We start from the raw sequence: 19,202 nt of genomic DNA, 5'->3' as shown, positions 1-19,202 counted from the left end.
AATACTAATACCATTAGAGGGCATTTTTATGTCGCGAATTAGCTTTTTAATATTTTACGACATAATAAAGAGGTCTTACGGTATACCACATGGTTTGTGTTAGTTTACAATAAAAAATACATCCAATTTCAACAAAAGGGGTCTGTTAACTTGACAATGTAAAGCTTGTATGTTAAATTCCATTAACATACAAGTTTAAATAACAGTTATAGAGAAAAAATATGGATGTGATTAAAATGACAGACGAAAATGTGTTATTTATAATAAATTTATTAATATATCTACTAATTTTCATATTTCCAGTTATCTTTTATCTAAAATTTATAGACAAGGTATCCCCCTTAGAATTTTTAAAACTCACCAAAAACATAAAGCAAAATTTTATAAAAGGCTTTGTTATAAGCATTTTATTTATATTAGTACTTATATTAAAAAAATTAATAGTAGGTTTCAATAACATTAATTTTAATATAGGAATACTTTGGATCAGTGGGCTAACAGTTGGTATATTAGAAGAAATACCTTTTAGGGGCTTTATACTTCAAAAACTTACTAAGCATACGGATTTTATTGCAGCAAATTTATTAACAACACTGCTATTTATAACGATACATATACCAAACTGGTTACTTAATGGAGTTAATATTATAGATTCTACTAAAAGCTTAGTTGTTGTTAGTTTTATTTTAGGTTATTTGTTTAAAGAAACTGATTCCTTATGGGTGCCAATAATATGTCATTCAGTTTTTAATATAATTATATGGATTGGTCTTGGTTAAGTAATATATTCTAAATTTCTATATTTTCATAATTTCTATAAGGCTTTTTCAAAATGGAGTAGGCTAAAGGAGTAATTAAAAATGATTCTTGTAAGGCAGAATAGACCAATATATTTTTATAAATTGGATTGGTAAGTAATATGCTTAATAAAAATAATAATAATACCGCAATACATGACTTTATTTTTAAAGTTCTCCTTAACTTTTTACTTACCAACGGTCGTTCAGCAGTATCTGCCGGTGCATATTTAATAATTAGAATTAAGCTTATTGAAAATAATATAACCATGGAAATGAAATTCAATGAAAAACTTAAGCTTAATAATACATTTCCTAAAAAGATTATAAAATTACATGTAATACATTTTATGCTGGAGTCTGCATGAACTCCACAGGAGAAAGTTCTAATAAATCCAAAGGATAAAAGTGATATCAAAGTATATTTAAATAGTCCTAAAAAATATGCGGTGACAAATAAAATAATCATTTTAAATATATTCATAAATATAACTTGCAGACCATATCTAATTTTTTCTATATCTTCTTCTGACTTTCCTAAATTAATCTTTATATAGCTAAAAAAAGAATTATAAAATCTATTTATAATATTCAAGATAACACCGCCTAAAAAATTATTTTTATTAATAAAGTCCTTATCAATGACATTTCACGAAAGAAATGGTTGATTTTATGAAATATTATGGAAATATATTAGAGTACTATGTTAAACTACTATTCAAATTAAAAAGTATTTATTATTTTATGATAAAGGAGAGATTTATTATGAAAAATTCAATAATAGGAAAAAGATTAGCCTTATTGATTTGCTCAATTGCAATGGCTGTTGCCGCTACTTCATCCTCCATGTGTATTTGGTGGTATACTGAAGAAAGTAAAATGCCTAAATCTTTGTATAAGGTAGATTAACTATTAGCTCCTGGGTGAATACAGAATTTTCAATATGAGTAGTCAAAGTGACATTTTTATATTTTTCGTTAATAATATTTCTCACGGACTTCAATCCGATGCCCCTTTGGCTGCCTTTTGTAGAAAAGTTTTTTTCATAAATTTTATAAATAGGAGGCACATCCTCAGAACAAGAATTACTTAGAATAAATACAGTACTATTTTCATCACGATATATTAAAAATTCTATAAATTTATCATTGCAAACTTCAGCTGCCTCAATGGCATTATCAAATAGGACTCCAACAATTCTACATATATCTATTAAGTTTATTGATAATTCATGAATGTCTTCAGAAATTTCTAATCTAACATTGATTCCTTTCGATTGGGCAATAACAACTTTAGAAGATATTAGCCCTTTTAAGGGTATAATTTTAATGTGTTGAAGTAATATAAAAGATCTATTTTTCGCTAATATTTTTTTGCTTTCAGGCATTAACTCATTTCTGTAAAATGCATCTAATTCATCTATTTTTTTAGAATCAAGGTAATCCCCAATAATTTGAATTATATTCACATAGTCATGTTTAAAGCTTCTCAAATCACTTGAAACAGCTTCAAGCATTTCAGTATACTCTTTAAGTTGATTTAAATCAGCTTCCTTATGTATGTTTTCTAAATCTTTTTTAATGTTTTTATAATTTAAATATATAATTAAGGTTAAAAAGATAAAGAAACTTACTATTAAAAGTAAATTTGACATATAAAAAGTTATACTTGGCGATTGAGACCAGTATTTGAATATCCTAGTATATAAGTAAATAGAAATCAATACTACAGTTAAAGAGAAAGCAAATATGCTTGCATCTTTTTTAATAAATCTACTAAGAGAAATAAAAGATTGCTTTCTAATAAACACATTAAAAGATTTACTTATAATATATGCGACTGAAATAATTGCAAAAGATAGCATTAAGGCTATCACTATGTTATTTGTTATAAGAGAATAATCTATTTTTAAAATAACTACGAAAACGATACCAACAATAGCATCACTTAAAGCAAAAATAACTTGTGTGAAAACAGATATTAATAGGGCAGAGTATTTATTTTTCAAAATTGAACAATAAAGTAGAAATATTATGATTACAGAAAGTGGTACTAGAAGGTTATTCATTTTAAAAATGAATAACCAATAGCTTGGAATAAAGATAGTTATAGTTGTAATAAAAATATGTTTAATTGTTGCTTTTATACCACTAATATTACTTGCGATGATACTGACATTAAAAGATAAAGTAAGAACATTGAGAATATTCATTATTATATCAAACATTCTTTTTCAATCCTTTTATAAATTTTTTTGAAGCGTAGCAAGTTTCATCATTTATCATACTAATAGTATTTGTATGCTTATTTATTGATTTGATATTGTTTGTATTAACTAAATATGATCTATAAGTTTTACTAAAATATGCAGGTAATTTAACTTCTAAATCCTTTATTTTTCCATAGAACTCAAAATGACCAGCCTTAGTATGAAGTCTCAGCTTGTGGTCAACAGTTGTTGTTTCAAAAAATAAGATTTCATCATAGGAAAATTTAATTATTCTGTTTCCTAAATCTATTTCTATAAAGCCTTTCTCTTCAAGGTAATTATTTTTATAATCATTATAGGCTTCTAGCAAACATTCAGAGATACTATTTTTAAAGTTATTAGTATCAAATTTAGATATATAATCTAAAGCTTGTACTTTATATTTAAAAGTCAAATTTGATAACTCTGTATGAGAGGTAACAAATATGATATATCCTCTTGAATCATATTTTCTTATAATTTTAGCAAGTTCTATTCCATTGATATCTGCTTTTAACTCAACATCTAAAAAATAAATAAAGCTGTTACCTATTTTGCTAATTATATGATTAATAACATCTGTAGGATTGTTTGTTGATAAATCAGTTTTCAAATTAAGTTTTAAATCTACTATTTCAGCTTTTATTATATTTTCAAATTTTTCCCTATAATAACTATCATCTTCACAAATAATAATGTTCAGCATATCAATTCCTCCCAAAAATTACTATAGAATAATGATACATATTAAATGACATATCATTAGAATTTATGCAATTTGTTCCAGGTAATGTAAGGGTGACAGTTTATTTGCTAAAAAGTCGACTTAATGTCGATTAAGAAGGTATATACATCCTAGAATCTCTTTAAGAATAGGCACATCATTACAGTGATCAATCAGCTATTTTATTTACAGAGATACTGTTTGAAATACAATTTTGGCATTAAATGAGTATTAATTACATTAAAGCATATTTTAGCTGTTTATTACTAAAATATGAAAAATTATATATGCATAAGATAGTTTTTTGAATTTATAGATGATATAATTTAAATGGATTAATATTTTCGACAAATATCTCCTCAGCAATAATCATGCCAAAATGTACACGACTTTATAGAACCCAAAATACAGAACAATATTCTAAATTGTTAATATAATGTTCTGTATCTATTTGACACAGCGTATCAATTTGTTACATATATTCAGAAAAAATATGATTATTAATAATTAACAGATAAGGAAGGGATAGAGTGAAAAAATATTATAAGACCTTAATAATAATATCATTATTAATTATTGCAATAGTAATTTTTAAAGATAGCCTTATAACTGGGGAATTTATAATATCTAAGTTAAGAAGTGGAGAAGATTTGAATGTTATAATTGTTATTCTTGCAGGTATTATAGATGGAATAAATCCATGTGCTTTATCTATGCTTTTATTCTTTATAACCTTTTCCCTTGCTAATGATTCGAAAAATACCAATATTATCTTATTGGGTATCATGTTTGCAATAGGCACATTTATTTCATATTTTCTAGCAGGACTTGGAATATTAAAGGTTATTTATCTTGGAAAATATATAACTAATTTTCATATTATAATATACTCTTTCACGGCTATAGTAGCTTTTTTACTTACATATATGAACATAAGGGATGGTATTAGTGCAAAAAAGTACGATGTTGGAAATATTAAGCTTCAATTACCAAATAAAAACAAGGTGTTTATTCATAATACTATAAAAAAATTTGCTAATCTTAGATTTAAATATTTAGTAAGCTTACTACTGGGCTTTATTGTTACCGTATCCGAACTATTATGTACTGGACAAGTATATTTAGCTACAATGGTAACCATTCATAAGTTAGATGCAAGTTTAAGAATAGCGTATCTGTTTATTTTTAATCTAGGATTTGTTCTCCCTATTATTGTAATTAGTTTTATAATTAATAAAGGGAGAGAGGTTATGGATATGACAGATTTATTATTTAATAAATTATTCATTATAAAATACGTTACTGCAGTGATTATGTTTATATTTGGAGTAATTTCTATATTAAATCTTATTTCTGTTTTATAAAAATTCAGAAGGGTAGTGTTAGTTATGAAAGATAATTTAGAATATACAAATGCTAAAATAATAGTCATGGATAAGGATGAAAAAACAATAATAGATAAGCCATTAATAAAACTTCCTTTGGCAGAAAAAATTTATGAAATAGAAGGAAAGAAATTATTTGGAGTATCAAGTCCATGCATATTGGAAAGAAGAAGAATAGATTATAATACGTGTAGGGATACTGCTTCAAAATTAGAAAATGGGAAGAGATACAAGTCTTCAGAGGTGGACTGGTTACTGGAGTTATATAATTTAAAAGGTGAGTATATTATAGTAATTTATTAAGAGGTGAAAGAGATTATGGGAAAATTAAATTTGACATTAAGGAAATATGTATTTAAGGTTCTTATAGGGTTAATAGTAGTAATAATTACTACTATTAACCATTCAGTTATAGTTTTTTCAGAAGAGAATGTATTAGGTAATATTCCAGTAAAAGGATTAGTATCAGAAGAAGGATTATCAAGTTACACTGATGAGGAATTTCAAAAGGCTCCCATAAGGATTACTGTATTTTCAGCTACTTGGTGTCCACATTGCAAGGAATTAAAGGGAGAATTCCCAAATATAATTTATTCAAAGTATAACAAAGATACTGTTGCAATAAGAGTTTGGGAGATAGATTCAAAAGAAGTTGTGAATTATTTTCAGAAATTTGCTGATAAAAATCAAATTCCTCAAGAGATAAAAAGTCAAATACCTTTTATTTTCATAAATGAAAAATATCCTTACTTAGGATATTCAAAGGAGATTACAAATAATATTCTAGAAGATATAGAAGCTATTTTAAATGGTAAAGAAGCAATTAATGGTGGTAATATTAATGTAGATGATAATTCAACAGAATCAGAAGAAACTACTTTACAATATAAAGTTGAAAAAGACTTGAAAACTGGAGAAATTAATCAAGTTAACTTTGTGCAAGCCGGTATGGGGGATAATTTTAAATCCATATTCTTAATCCTATTTTCCTTATTATTCTTCTACTTTTTAAGTTTTAGAAAAAGTAAAAAGGTTTTAATAGGAGCAATATATATAATCTCAATTTTAATATTTAATATCTTGATTTTATCTAACAAAATCCCAGAACTTTCAAATGTTAAATATGTTGAAGCTATAAAAATAGGATTATATATTTTATTCGGTATAATAATTGGAGAACTAATAATCAACTTTATCTTAGGAAGCAGAAATAATAGTAAACTGGTTGATAAAATTATTCATATTTTTAATAGTAAAATTGTAATTATTCTTTCTTTTTTAAGTGGATTTATACTTATGAACTCTCAAATATATAACAATAACACATATTATTCATTGATAATAAAGAGCATAAAGGGAAATCAGATATTATTGAATAAGATTTATATAGGAGTTCTTTATAGTTTAGGGTTAATATTAGGGAATATTGTTGTAATATGGATTATTAAATCAGCTTTAAGTATTTTAAAGGGTTTAAGTTGTAATTTTAAAATTAAAAAATATATATAGGTACTTTATTATTTGTCAAAATATAAGTATAATTATACTTTATAAAGGGTATGTATACTGTAATGAAATATTCCTATATTCAGTAAGAATACAGTTTTATTGGGGCAAAAAATATACGAGGGGGTATTAAAATGGACAAAATTAATATTGCATTATTAGGCTTAGGAAATGTGGGCGGAGGAGTTTTCGAAATATTAAAGACGAACATAGAGGAGATACAAGAAAGATCAGGATGTGATATTCAGATTAGTAAAATTCTTGTTAGAAATCCAAACAAAAAAAGATGTGTTGATGTTCCAGAAGAATTAATAACCACAAATCCAGATGACATATTTAATGATGAGAGTATCAAGATAGTTGTTGAAGTTATGGGTGGAATTGATCCTGCAAAAGAATACATGATTAAAGCTATGAAAAAGAAGAAACACGTAGTTACAGCAAATAAGCTTGTTATTGCTACAACAGGAGCAGAACTTATAAGAACAGCAAAGGAAGAAGGAGTGCGATTCTGCTATGAAGCTAGTGTAGCCGGTGGAATTCCAATAATTAACGGAATTAATGAAAGCTTAACTGCAAATAAAATTGAAGAAATAATAGGAATAATAAATGGTACAACAAATTATATATTAACAAAAATGTATTTAGACAATATGGACTTTGGCACAGCCTTAAAGGAAGCTCAAGATAAAGGTTATGCTGAAGCAGATCCAACATCAGATGTTGAAGGATTTGATGCAGTTTATAAGCTTAGCATTTTAACTTATCTTGCTTTTGGAAAGCTTGTTAATCCAGATTTAGTATACAGAGAAGGAATTAGCAAAATAGATGCTATGGATATTGAGTATGCAAAAGAATTTGGTTATGTAATTAAGCTTTTGGCAATTGTTAAAGATGATAATGGAGTACTTGAATTAAGAGTTCATCCTACAATGATACCTGAAAGACATCCATTAGCTAATGTAAATGACTCTTTTAATGCTATCCTAATAAAAGGAAACGCAGTTGGAGAGCTAATGATGTATGGTAGAGGGGCAGGGGATCTTCCTACTGGAAGTGCTGTTGTTGCGGATGTTATATCTATTGTAAGAAATGTAAATGACCCAATATTTAAGCTAAGCGAAAGCAAAAGTGGAAACTTAAAACGCATAAGAAAAATGGAAGAAACAACTTCTGAGTATTATATAAGAATTACTGTAAAAGATGAACCTGGAGTTTTAGGTAGAATATCTAGTATATTAGGAGCACATAATGTAAGTTTACTATCTGTAATACAAAAGGGAAAAAGACAAGAGTATGTAACTTTAGTATTTGTAACTCATAAAACTCTTGAAGGAAATATCAATAAATCTATTGAAGAAATCAATTCTCTAAGTTTTGTAGATAAAGTAGAAAACATAATTAGAGTGGAGAAAATGGAATAAAAATACAGATAGTAGGGGAAGTGGAATTATGGAAGAAAAAATATATTATAAAAGTACTAGGGGTGGACAAAACGGCATCTCTGCATCAGAAGCTATACTAAAGGGAATTGCAGAGGATGGAGGCTTATTTGTTCCAAGTAGAATTCCTAAAATAGATTTGAAGTTAAAAGAGCTTGCAAGTATGAATTATAGGGAGCTTGCTTACTATGTATTAAGCAAATTTTTAGTTGATTTTACTGAAGAAGAGTTAAAAAATTGCGTTAATAATGCTTATGACAATAAGTTTGATACAGAAGAAATAGCACCTATGGTTAAGGTTGGTGATTCTTATTTCTTAGAATTATTTCATGGACCAACCCTTGCTTTTAAGGACATGGCATTATCAATATTGCCATACCTTCTTACTACATCATCTAAAAAACAAGGCTTAGGAAAAGAAATTGTAATTCTAACTGCTACTTCTGGAGATACAGGAAAAGCAGCCTTAGAAGGGTTTACTAATATACCTGGAATTAAAATAATAGTATTTTACCCTGAAGAAGGTGTTAGCGAAATACAGAAGATGCAAATGATAACTCATAAGGGCAATAATACTCATGTAATTGGAATAAAAGGTAACTTTGATGATGCTCAAAGTGGAGTTAAGAGAATCTTCAGAGATGAGGAGTTCTTGAAAACATTAGAAGAAAATAATTATGTGTTTTCTTCCGCTAACTCAATAAATATTGGAAGACTTGTTCCACAAGTAGTTTACTATTTTTATGCTTATTTAAAGCTTTATTCTAAGGGAGAAATAGCTGAGGATGAAAGTATAAATGTAGTTGTACCAACAGGAAATTTCGGAAATATACTTGCAGCATATTATGCAAAGGAAATGGGACTACCAATAAACAAGTTAATATGTGCATCAAATGATAATAAAGTTTTATATGATTTTATCAGTACAGGAGTTTATGATAAAGGACGAGAATTTTATACAACTATCTCTCCTTCTATGGATATATTAATATCCAGCAATTTAGAGAGATTATTATATGCCTTAAGCGGTGAAGATTCAAAAATGGTTAAGGAGCTAATGGATAGCTTGGATTCTAATGGAAGCTATAAGATTAACGATGCCATGAGAAGTAATTTAAAAGACTTTTTCGGAGGTTATGCTTCTGAGGAAGAAACTAAAAAGGCTATAAGTGACTTATATAATAAAGATAAATATATTATGGATACTCATACTGCAGTAGCATATAGTGTAAATGAAAGATATGTGAAAGTTTCAGAGGATAATACAAAAGCTGTCGTTGTGTCAACTGCAAGTCCTTACAAATTTACATATGCTGTTATGAATTCAATAGATAACAAGTATGCAGATTACAATGATTTCCAATTAGTTAAGGAAATGAGCAGCCTTTTAAATAAGGAAGAGCCTTTAGCTATAAAAGATATTAATAAGAGAGAAATTGTTCATAAGACTGTATGCAATAAAGAGGATATGAAAAAAGCAGTACAAGAATATTTAAATTTTTAGAAGTTAAATAGAAAGAAGTAAAAAATTAAAAAAATTTTTTACTTCTTTTATAATTTTTTTTTACAAAATAAAGGAAAAAATAACCTGAAAAAATTTGGCATGATTTATGCTTGAAAAATCTATGGGTTTATTTTTTACATAAAAGGGTTTAAAGTAATAAAAGAGATGGGAGTGACAAAAATGTCTAAAGTTAATGTAATGGGTTACGAAATAAATTATGAAGTGTACGGAAAAAAAGATGGAGAACCATTGCTATTTTTAAATGGTATTATGATGAGTACTTTAAGTTGGGCACCATTTAAGGATGCTTTTGAAGATTATCAAGCTATATTTATTGACTTCTTTGATCAAGGAGCTTCAAGTAAGGAAACAAAGCCTTATACACAAGATTTGCACGTAGAAGTATTAAAAGAGTTAATAGACAAGCTTAATCTAGGAAAAGTACATCTATTTGGAATCTCCTTCGGCGGAGAAGTTGCAATGCAGTTTGCATTAAAATATCAGGATAGACTACTTACACTTATATTATCTAATACTGTAAGTGAAACCAATGCTTTAATGCAGGATCTAGAAGAAGCATGGGATTATGCTGCAAGCACCTATGATGGAATGGTATTCTTCAATGCTACAATGCCATTTATATATTCTTCTAAATTTTATAGAGAAAATTCAGAATGGCTAAAGGGAAGAGCAGAATTATTTAATCAAACACTTACTCCTGAATGGTATGAAGGCTTCAGAAGAGCTATCAGAAGTGCTCATAGCTTAAATATTACTGATGAAATTCATAAAATTGAAGTTCCTACTTTAGTAATGGGAGGAGACTTGGATATTCTTACTCCTTTAGAAAATCAAATAGCGATACATGAAAGAATAAAAGATTCTAAAATGCTTATTATGAAAGATGCTGGACATGGGGCTATGTATGAAAAATCATACGAGTTTGCAGCAGCTATTGTAGGTTTCTTGAAGACTTACAATAAGAATATAGTAGTTAAATAATATTATAAATTTAAAAAACCGTTAGCTTATTTAAGCTAATGGTTTTTTAAATTTATAATATGTAACCATATATGTTAATAAACTAGTAAAAATGGTATTTATTGTTCTTAAAAATGTAGACGTTATCAATAATTATTTTATATGTATTTTGTATAATTGCAAAAAATTTGTTATAATAGCAATAGATACTGTGGGGGAGATGAGAAGCTTGGCAAAGTTTTTTAAATCGAAAGAATTTTATGATTTTTGCAATTCAGTTTTTGGAAAGTTGCCAGTTCCTATTGACGTTATTGATCAAAATGGCACTTTAATATATATAAATAAAGCTTTTTGCGATTTTCTTGGTAATACTGAAGAATATTTTCTTGGACAAGTAGTTACCCATGTAGAGAAAACTTCAAGATTTTTAGATACCTTAGAATCTAGACAAGCAGAGATAGCCTGGAAACATACCTTTTCTAATGGGAAAGATGCCATAGTACACAGAATACCTATTATTGACGATGATGGTTCTTTAAGTGGGGGCTTTGGAATGATTCTTTTTGAAGACATTTCTGCAATGCAAGAGGTTATAGATAGATATAAGGTTTTAGATAAAGAATTGCGACTTTATAAAAGTACTATTGCAAGATTAAACGCAGCAAAATATACTCTAAGTAATATTATTGGTAACTCCGCAGCCATAATTAATTGTAAAGGAAAAGTTAAGAAAATTGCCAGAGTTAATCTTAATGTTTTAATATTTGGGGAAAGTGGAGTGGGTAAAGAATTATTTGCTCATTCAATACACAATGAAAGTAATAGAAATGACCAACCTTTTGTAGGAATTAACTGTTCTGCTATTCCAGAAAATCTTATTGAAGCTGAGCTTTTTGGATACGAAGAAGGTTCTTTTACAGGTGCAAAAAAAGGTGGTCATATAGGTAAGTTCCAATTAGCTAATGGAGGTACTATTTTTCTAGATGAAATAGGTGAAATGCCATTGCATATGCAGGCAAAATTACTTAGAGTTTTGCAAGAAAGAGAAGTACAACCTATTGGATCTAAAACTCCAGTGAAAATTGATGTGAGAGTAGTATGTGCAACTCATAGAAACATTAAGGAAATGGTTGAAAAAGGAGAGTTCAGAGAGGACCTATATTATAGGTTAAACGTTTTGACATTAGAAATTCCACCTTTAAGGGATAGAAAAACAGATATACCTGATTTAGTAGATAAGTTCCTAGGGGAATTTTATAAAGAGACAGGAATATATAGACGTATGCCAGATAATTGTATGGCTATTCTTGCTAACTATAATTGGCCAGGTAATGTTAGAGAATTAAGAAATATAGTTGAAAAGGTTTCGGTTAATGCAGAAGATGTAGATATTACTGAAGAGGATTTCCCAGCATATATGTTAAAACAAACAGGTAAGGGAGCAAACAACATTGTTGCTAATATGTCTGAGGAATCTGGCTTAAAACAGATTTTAGACTCTGTTGAAAAGGAAGTAATAATTAAGACCCTAAAGGAATGCAATAATAACAAGAGTGAGGTTGCTAAGAAATTAAATATACCAAGAGCTTCTTTATATAGAAAAATAGAAGAGTATGAACTTGAGGTATAATTGTAACAAATACATACACTGTTTCAAATAAATACAGGATAGAGCAATAAAAATTCATTGTTTTATCCTGTATTTTGTGTTTTTTTGTCTTGAAAATGTGGCACGATTATTGCTTACATTAAAAACGATGAAAGTAATTCAGGAGGTGTTACAATGAGAAAACATGTAGGTATTGTGGGGACAGGTATTTATTTGCCTAAAAAAATAATGACAGCAAAGGAAATTGCTGATGCAACAAATGGAGTATGGACTGAAGAGGCGGTTAAATCAAAGCTTGGAATTAATCAAAAGTGTGTTCCAGGAGAAAGCTTAGAAGATGGAACGCAAGAAATGGGTGCAGCGGCAGCTCTTGACTGCTTAAGAAATACTGGTGTAGACCCAATGGATATAGATGTAATATTATGCATGGGTGAAGAGTGGAAGGAATACCCATTAACAACTTCAGGAATTTATATTCAAGAAAAAATTGGAGCAAGAAATGCCTGGGCAATTGATATTCAACAAAGGTGTTGTACATGTGTTGCTGGAATGAAAATTGCTAAAGATATGCTTATGGCTGACGATGAAGTAGACACTATTATGGTAGTTGGCGGTTATAGAAATGGAGACTTTATTGACTATACTGACAAAGATATGTCAATGATGTATAATCTTGGTGCAGGTGCTGGAGCTATTATACTTAAGAAAAACTACGGTAAGAATGAACTTTTAGGCTCTCATATAATGTCAGATGGTTCATTAGCTAGAGATGCTGGTGTTGAAATTGGTGGTATAGTAAATCCAATGACAGTTGACAATATTAACGAAGCATATAAATCACTAAGACTTTTGGATGCTAAGCACATGAAGGATGCACTAAACGTGATTTCTATGCCAAATTGGATGAATTGTATAGATAAATCACTTGAAAAATCAGGCTTAACAAGAAAAGATGTTGGATATCTTGCAGTTCTTCATTTTAAATATTCTCAACATATAGGAATGCTAAACAACTTAGGATTAACAGAAGATCAATCAATATACTTAAGCGATTATGGTCATATCGGACAAGTAGACCAAATATTATCATTACACTTAGCTCTTCAAGAAGGAAAAGTTAAAGAAGGTACCATAGTTTCTATGATAGCAGCTGGTATAGGATATGCATGGGCTGCAAACGTAATCAGATGGGGAGCAGTACAAGAATAATAAATACAGAGTACATAGAGAAAAATGCAACTGGTGAAAATAAGTAATAGGGGGATAGATATGAATTACAATGAACAATATAAAAAGAAGCTCATAACTTTAAGTGAAGCACTTCAAAAGGTTGAGTCAAATATGGATATAGTTGCAGGACTTGCTGCAATGGAACCAATGGATTTTATGGCAAGGATTCACGAAGTTAAGGATAGAGTAGAAGATGTTCGTATATATACTTGCCTTAACATGGGAGATTATGAGTTCTTTAGAAATCCAGAAATGGCTGGGCATTTTACAAATGCAGCATGGTTTTATACACCACCTATAAGAAAAGCTCATGAATTTGGAACTACAAACTTTGTACCAAATCATCTTCATAAATCAGCAACAGACAGAATAAGTACTACAGCACCAAGAATGTTTGTTGGAACAGCTACTCCAATGGACAAACATGGATATTTCAACTTATCTTTATCAGCAACTTATGAAAAGCTATTATTGGAGACTGCTGATATAGTTATACTTGAAATTGATCCAAACTACCCAAGAACTTTTGGTGATACAAACGTTCACATTAGTGATGTTGACTTTGTGTATGAGACTGCAAGACCTATTCCACTTTTCCCATATGCACCAAGCACTGAGAAGGACAAAATGATAGGAAACTACATTGCTGAATTAGTTGAAGACGGTTCTACAATTCAGCTTGGTATAGGTGGAATTCCAAATGCAGTTGCAGGAGCTCTTATGAATAAAAAAGATCTAGGAGTTCACACTGAATTATTCAATGATGGAATGATTGATCTTATAGAGGCAGGAGTTATAACAAACAGCAGAAAAACATTACATAGAGGTATTTCTGTTGCAACTATGGCTCTTGGTTCAGAAAAGCTTTATGACTTTATAGATCAAAATCCAGGAGTTGCTATAATGAATGGTAACTATGTAAATGATCCATATGTTATAGGACAAAATTATAAACAAGTATCTATTAACACTACATTAGAAATCGATTTAACAGGACAATGCTGTTCAGAATCTCTTGGCTCAAAACAATTCAGTGGTACAGGCGGTCAAGCTGATACAGCAATAGGAGCACAAAGAAGTGTTGGTGGAAAATCTATAATTGCTTTATATTCAACTGCTGTTGATAAAGCAACAGGCAACCCAATAAGCAAGATAGTTCCAACATTAAAACCAGGTGCAGCAGTTTCTCTATCTAGAAATGATGTAGAATATGTTGTTACTGAATATGGTGTTGCTCGTCTAAGAGGAAAAACTATTAAGGAAAGAGTTAATGACTTATGTGCAATAGCTCATCCTGATTTTAGAGAAGAATTAAGAAAAGAAGCTAAGAAATTAATGCTTTGGTAATAATAAGTCAAATTATTATTTATGGGAGGAAATATTAATATGATAGGAAAGACAATTGATCAAATTCAATTAGGAGATAAAGCTTCCTTTACAAAAACTATGTCAGAAACTGATGTATATCTATTTGCAGGTATTTCTGGAGATTTAAATCCTGCACATGTTAATCAAGTAGACTCTGAAAAAACAATGTTCAAAGGCAGAATTTGTCATGGAATGTTAGTTTCAAGTTTAATTTCAACAGTTCTTGGAATGTATCTTCCAGGTCCAGGAACAATATATATGAGCCAAGAAGTAAGATTCTTATCTCCAGTTAGAATGGGAGATACAGTTACAGCTGAAGCAGAAGTAATTGAAAGAAATGTAGAAAAGAACAGATTAGTTCTTAAGACAACTGTAACAAATCAAGAGGGAAAAGTAGTTATAGAAGGTCAAGCAAAAGTTATGCCTCCTAAAGCTATATAATATAATATATAATAGCCAAAATAGAAAGCACTAAATCAAATACATTTGATTTAGTGCTTTCTATTTTTCAAATCAATATATCTTTAAAATATAAATCAAAATTAAAATTAGCTATGTACTATTGATAATTTTAGAGTATAATATTGTTATAACATAAATAGTATACAAAATCACTTTAAGAAGTTTATTCATGCTCATAATATAATTAATAATAAACAATTAAATGGTTAATTAATGTGGATAATATGATTAATTATATATAATTAAATGATTTATTACTATGTTTAATATAAGGTACAATATAAATTTTAATTGTTAACATATATATATAATGTAATTGGGAATATATATTAAGACAGTAAACATATATGTATAATATAATTGGTAATATTAATTTTAATAGTTTATTATTGCATATAATGCAATTAATAATATATATTATAAAGGAGGAGAGCACATGAATAAGCTAATTACTCTTGAAGAAGCCGTTTCAAAGATTAAAGACGGTACTACAATAATGGTAGGAGGATTTCTGGCTACGGGAAGTCCATGCCAAATTATAGATGCCTTAGTTGAAAAAGGTGTAAAGGATTTAACTATTATTTGTAATGATACTTCTTTTATAGATAGAGGAGTAGGTAAGTTAGTTGTAAATAAACAAGTCAAAAAAGTAATAGCAAGCCACATTGGAACTAATGCTGAAACAGGCAGACAAATGAATGCTGGAGAAATGGAAGTTGAATTAGTGCCTCAAGGAACCTTAGCTGAAAGAATAAGATCAGGTGGAGCAGGACTTGGAGGTATATTAACTCCTACTGGAATAGGGACAATAGTAGAAGATGGAAAAGAAAAAATAACAGTTGATGATAAAGAATATATTTTGGAAAAGCCTCTAAAAGCTGATATAGCAATAATATTTGGATCTAAAGTCGACAAAAAAGGAAACGTTTACTATAACTATTCGACTAGAAACTTCAATCCTCTAATGGCTACAGCTACTGATATAGTTATTGTGGAAGCAGAAAACTTAGTTGAAATAGGCGAAATTAATCCAAATGATGTAATGACTCCTGGAATATTTATTGACTATATTGTAAAGGAGGACAAATAAATATGGAAAAGAAGAACTTAAAAGAAATAATTGCAAGAAGAGTAGCAAAGGAGCTTAAGGATGGAGATGTAGTAAACCTTGGGATTGGTCTTCCTACAATGGTAGCTAACTATATACCAGAAGGAATTGAGGTTACCCTTCAATCGGAGAATGGATTTGTTGGTATTGGACCTGCTCCCGAAGCAGGAAAGGAAAATAAGGACCTTGTTAATGCAGGAGGGGGATATGTTACTATCCACCCAGGAGCCGCATTTTTTGATAGTTCCATGTCTTTTACGATAATAAGAGGTGAACATGTAGATATGACTGTTCTTGGAGCACTTCAGGTAGATGGGAAAGGAAATCTAGCAAACTGGATGATACCAGGCAAAATGGTACCAGGAATGGGTGGAGCTATGGATTTAGTTGTAGGAGCTAAAAAGGTTATCGTAGCTATGGAACATACTGCAAAAGGAAGTCCAAAAATATTAAAAGAGTGTAATCTACCGCTAACAGCGGCAGGACAAGTTAACTTGATAATAACTGAAATGGGAGTAATGGAAGTTACTAAAGAAGGATTAGTACTAAGAGAAATTGGTGAGGGTTACACAGCAGAGGATGTAAAAGCTGCCACTGAAGCAGAATTAATTATTGCCGATGACCTAAAAGTTATGGAAATATAGAGTAACATTTTCAATACTAAACGTATTGATAACTAAATTATTAATTAAGATTAATAAATGAGATTAGTAATTAATAAGTTTAGTATTGGGATTAAAAATAATTAAAAAAGGGGAGTGTGTATCAATGTTTAAAAAAATTACCAAAGCTTGCGTAAGTGTAGTTCAGAAGTATTTACCAGATCCATTTATTTTTGCGGTTTTATTAACGTTTTTAGTATTTATATTAGGAATTACAGTTACAAAACAAACCCCAATTCAAATGGTAGGTCATTGGAGTAATGGACTTTGGAGTTTACTAGCGTTCTCAATGCAAATGGCATTAGTATTAGTTACAGGAAGTGCGCTTGCAAATGCTCCAGCCTTTAAAAGAGGACTAAAGAAACTTGCTAAAATTCCTAAAACAGGTGCACAAGCAATCATAATGGTTACTGTTATTTCTACAATTGCTTGCTGGTTAAACTGGGGATTTGGACTTATAATTGGAGCAATCTTTGCTAAAGAACTTGCAAAGGAAGTTAAAGGTGTAGACTATAGATTACTTATAGCTTCTGCATATTCTGGTTTTATGGTTTGGCATGCTGGACTTTCAGGTTCCATACCTTTAACAGTAGCAGGTGGTGGAGATGCTGTAAAAAAAGCTACAGCAGGAGTTATAGCCAATGCAATACCAACTAGTCAAACATTATTTTCAACTTATAACTTAGTAGCGCTTGCAATATTATTGATTACGCTTCCATTATTAAATAAGGCTATGATGCCAAATAAAGAGGATACTGTTGTTGTAGATCCTAAACTACTAGTTGAAGAAGTAGTAGTAGAAATGAAGAAAGAACACATGACACCTGCTGATAAGATAGAAAACAGCAGAATAATTTCTTTGCTTGTTGCACTTATGGGATTTACTTATATTATTGGTTACTTTATTAATAAAGGATTCAATTTGAACCTAGACATCGTTAATGCTATCTTCTTATTCTTAGGTGTATTACTTCATGGAACTCCTAAAAAGTTTGTTGCTGCCATTACTGAAGCAGCTAAGGGAGCAGCAGGAATCATACTACAATTCCCATTCTATGCAGGTATAATGGGTATGATGGTAGGAAAATCTGCAGCAGGAATGTCACTTGCAGCAGAAATCGCTAATGTATTCGTTGCTATTTCAACACCTAAAACATTCCCTCTATTCACATTCCTAAGTGCTGGTATCATAAACTTCTTTGTACCATCTGGTGGTGGACAATGGGCAGTTCAAGCTCCTATAATGATGCCTGCTGCTGTTAAAATTGGAGTAGAACCATCAGTAGTTGCGATGGGTATTGCTTGGGGAGATGCGTGGACAAATATGATTCAACCATTCTGGGCTTTACCAGCTCTTGCTATTGCAGGATTAAATGCTAAGGATATAATGGGATATTGTTTAATGGACCTTATATATGCCGGAATAGTTGTATCGGCAGCATTTTTCTTCCTGGCGTGATAAATGTCTTAAAAATTACTAAAGTAGAGTTAAAAAGGATGAAGCAGTGCTTCATCCTTTTACTTTAACTATGATAAGTTTTAATATTTTTATAATGAGACAATAATACTAAGGCGCAGTTTTGTATAGCAGTTATACCTTCTTTTTTACAGTAATCTAAAATTTCGTCACTTTCAGCACCTGGCTGAAGTAGAATTTTATCTACGCCTAGTTTTTTGGCTTCTTTTACAATTTCTATTCCAAGAGCAGGATTAATGCATAAATCCATCACGTCAATTTTATAAGGAACATCACTTAAAGTTTTAAAGGCCTCACCGCTATCATCTTTTGAATAAACTCCCTTTACATTATAAGCTCCTTCCTCTAAAGATCTTAGTATCTTAAAGGGAAATTTTTTTGGATCTGATATTTTTCCTACTACTACCCAATTTTTATAATCAAGCAATTCTTTTGGTTCCATGTGAATACCTCCTTATTTATAATTACATATAGCCCCGGGGGGTATGTTATTTAACTATATTATATATTATTTCTTTATTAAAGTAAAATATAAACATTAATTTATTAAAAATGATATAATATAAATACAAGTGCGAGCTGCGAAGCAACACGCGAAAGCGTGAAGCTTCCTCTTGAAATGGAAGAAATTCTATTTCATTAGTAAGTTATTAATATATAGTGGGAAAATCCCATCAGGTAATACCTAACCAGTAGCCT

General features: G+C 29.7%; 19 protein-coding genes. 15 read left to right on the top strand and 4 right to left on the bottom strand.

The features are described from left to right. Positions 1-236 precede the first annotated feature (236 nt). Positions 237-779, top strand: a complete 543-nt coding sequence (locus tag CLHOM_RS06300) for a CPBP family intramembrane glutamic endopeptidase (RefSeq protein WP_052220859.1) — start codon at positions 237-239, stop codon at positions 777-779. A gap of 10 nt (positions 780-789) precedes the next feature. On the opposite strand, the gene CLHOM_RS06295 is transcribed toward CLHOM_RS06300, so the two are convergent. Next, positions 790-1,392, bottom strand: coding sequence for an accessory gene regulator ArgB-like protein (locus tag CLHOM_RS06295; RefSeq protein WP_052220858.1), 603 nt, complete (start codon positions 1,390-1,392; stop codon positions 790-792). 170 nt (positions 1,393-1,562) lie between these two features. On the opposite strand from CLHOM_RS06295, the gene CLHOM_RS18130 reads away from it, so the two are divergent. After that, entirely contained in the window at positions 1,563-1,706 is a 144-nt protein-coding gene (locus CLHOM_RS18130) for a cyclic lactone autoinducer peptide (RefSeq protein ID WP_139205675.1), read from the top strand. Here CLHOM_RS18130 and CLHOM_RS06290 read toward each other — a convergent pair. Both CLHOM_RS06290 and CLHOM_RS06285 read right to left on the bottom strand, forming a co-directional pair. Then, a complete protein-coding gene (locus CLHOM_RS06290) occupies positions 1,681-3,024 on the bottom strand; it encodes a sensor histidine kinase (protein ID WP_052220855.1) in 1,344 nt (447 codons plus the stop codon). The two genes, CLHOM_RS18130 and CLHOM_RS06290, sit on opposite strands and share 26 nt — an antisense overlap. Beyond that, a complete protein-coding gene (locus tag CLHOM_RS06285) occupies positions 3,017-3,751 on the bottom strand; it encodes a LytR/AlgR family response regulator transcription factor (protein ID WP_052220854.1) in 735 nt (244 codons plus the stop codon). The genes CLHOM_RS06290 and CLHOM_RS06285 overlap by 8 nt, the downstream gene beginning before the upstream one ends. A gap of 548 nt (positions 3,752-4,299) precedes the next feature. On the opposite strand from CLHOM_RS06285, the gene CLHOM_RS06280 reads away from it, so the two are divergent. The 13 genes from CLHOM_RS06280 (at position 4,300) to CLHOM_RS06220 (ending at position 18,485) form a co-directional block, all read left to right on the top strand. Beyond that, entirely contained in the window at positions 4,300-5,133 is an 834-nt protein-coding gene (locus CLHOM_RS06280; protein ID WP_052220852.1) for a cytochrome c biogenesis CcdA family protein, read from the top strand. A gap of 24 nt (positions 5,134-5,157) precedes the next feature. Next, positions 5,158-5,457 (top strand): hypothetical protein, encoded by a 300-nt coding sequence (locus tag CLHOM_RS06275; protein ID WP_052220851.1) that lies wholly within the window; start codon positions 5,158-5,160, stop codon positions 5,455-5,457. Positions 5,458-5,472: 15 nt separating this feature from the next. Next, positions 5,473-6,663, top strand: a complete 1,191-nt coding sequence (locus CLHOM_RS06270; RefSeq protein WP_052220850.1) for a TlpA family protein disulfide reductase — start codon at positions 5,473-5,475, stop codon at positions 6,661-6,663. 131 nt (positions 6,664-6,794) lie between these two features. Continuing rightward, positions 6,795-8,084 (top strand): homoserine dehydrogenase, encoded by a 1,290-nt coding sequence (locus CLHOM_RS06265; protein WP_052220849.1) that lies wholly within the window; start codon positions 6,795-6,797, stop codon positions 8,082-8,084. Between the two features lie 28 nt (positions 8,085-8,112). Then, positions 8,113-9,606, top strand: a complete 1,494-nt coding sequence (gene thrC, locus CLHOM_RS06260) for a threonine synthase (protein ID WP_052220848.1) — start codon at positions 8,113-8,115, stop codon at positions 9,604-9,606. A gap of 180 nt (positions 9,607-9,786) precedes the next feature. Next, positions 9,787-10,608, top strand: a complete 822-nt coding sequence (locus CLHOM_RS06255; RefSeq protein ID WP_052220847.1) for an alpha/beta fold hydrolase — start codon at positions 9,787-9,789, stop codon at positions 10,606-10,608. 208 nt (positions 10,609-10,816) lie between these two features. Beyond that, positions 10,817-12,217 carry a sigma-54 interaction domain-containing protein gene (locus CLHOM_RS06250; protein WP_200903902.1) on the top strand — a complete coding sequence of 467 codons (1,401 nt, stop codon included), beginning with the start codon at positions 10,817-10,819 and terminating at the stop codon, positions 12,215-12,217. A 153-nt stretch (positions 12,218-12,370) separates the two neighbouring features. After that, a complete protein-coding gene (locus CLHOM_RS06245) occupies positions 12,371-13,405 on the top strand; it encodes a 3-oxoacyl-ACP synthase (protein WP_052220845.1) in 1,035 nt (344 codons plus the stop codon). Between the two features lie 60 nt (positions 13,406-13,465). Beyond that, complete coding sequence (locus CLHOM_RS06240) at positions 13,466-14,773, top strand: acetyl-CoA hydrolase/transferase family protein (protein ID WP_052220844.1); 1,308 nt, start codon at positions 13,466-13,468, stop codon at positions 14,771-14,773. 39 nt (positions 14,774-14,812) lie between these two features. Continuing rightward, positions 14,813-15,235, top strand: a complete 423-nt coding sequence (locus CLHOM_RS06235; protein WP_052220843.1) for a MaoC family dehydratase — start codon at positions 14,813-14,815, stop codon at positions 15,233-15,235. Between the two features lie 457 nt (positions 15,236-15,692). Continuing rightward, positions 15,693-16,346, top strand: coding sequence for an acetate CoA-transferase subunit alpha (gene atoD, locus CLHOM_RS06230; RefSeq protein WP_052220842.1), 654 nt, complete (start codon positions 15,693-15,695; stop codon positions 16,344-16,346). A gap of 2 nt (positions 16,347-16,348) precedes the next feature. After that, the gene (locus tag CLHOM_RS06225; RefSeq protein ID WP_082204371.1) at positions 16,349-17,008 is read left to right on the top strand and encodes a 3-oxoacid CoA-transferase subunit B; all 660 of its coding nucleotides are present in this window, start codon (positions 16,349-16,351) and stop codon (positions 17,006-17,008) included. Between the two features lie 124 nt (positions 17,009-17,132). Further along, on the top strand, positions 17,133-18,485 hold the full coding sequence (locus CLHOM_RS06220; RefSeq protein ID WP_052220840.1) for a TIGR00366 family protein: 1,353 nt from the start codon (positions 17,133-17,135) through the stop codon (positions 18,483-18,485). A 64-nt stretch (positions 18,486-18,549) separates the two neighbouring features. On the opposite strand, the gene CLHOM_RS06215 is transcribed toward CLHOM_RS06220, so the two are convergent. Then, positions 18,550-18,945, bottom strand: coding sequence for a CoA-binding protein (locus tag CLHOM_RS06215; protein ID WP_052220839.1), 396 nt, complete (start codon positions 18,943-18,945; stop codon positions 18,550-18,552). Positions 18,946-19,202 lie beyond the last annotated feature (257 nt).

The organism is Clostridium homopropionicum DSM 5847 (genome assembly GCF_001263795.1).
Lineage (GTDB): Bacteria > Bacillota > Clostridia > Clostridiales > Clostridiaceae > Clostridium_H > Clostridium_H homopropionicum.
This window is presented reverse-complemented; position numbering and strand designations above follow the sequence as displayed.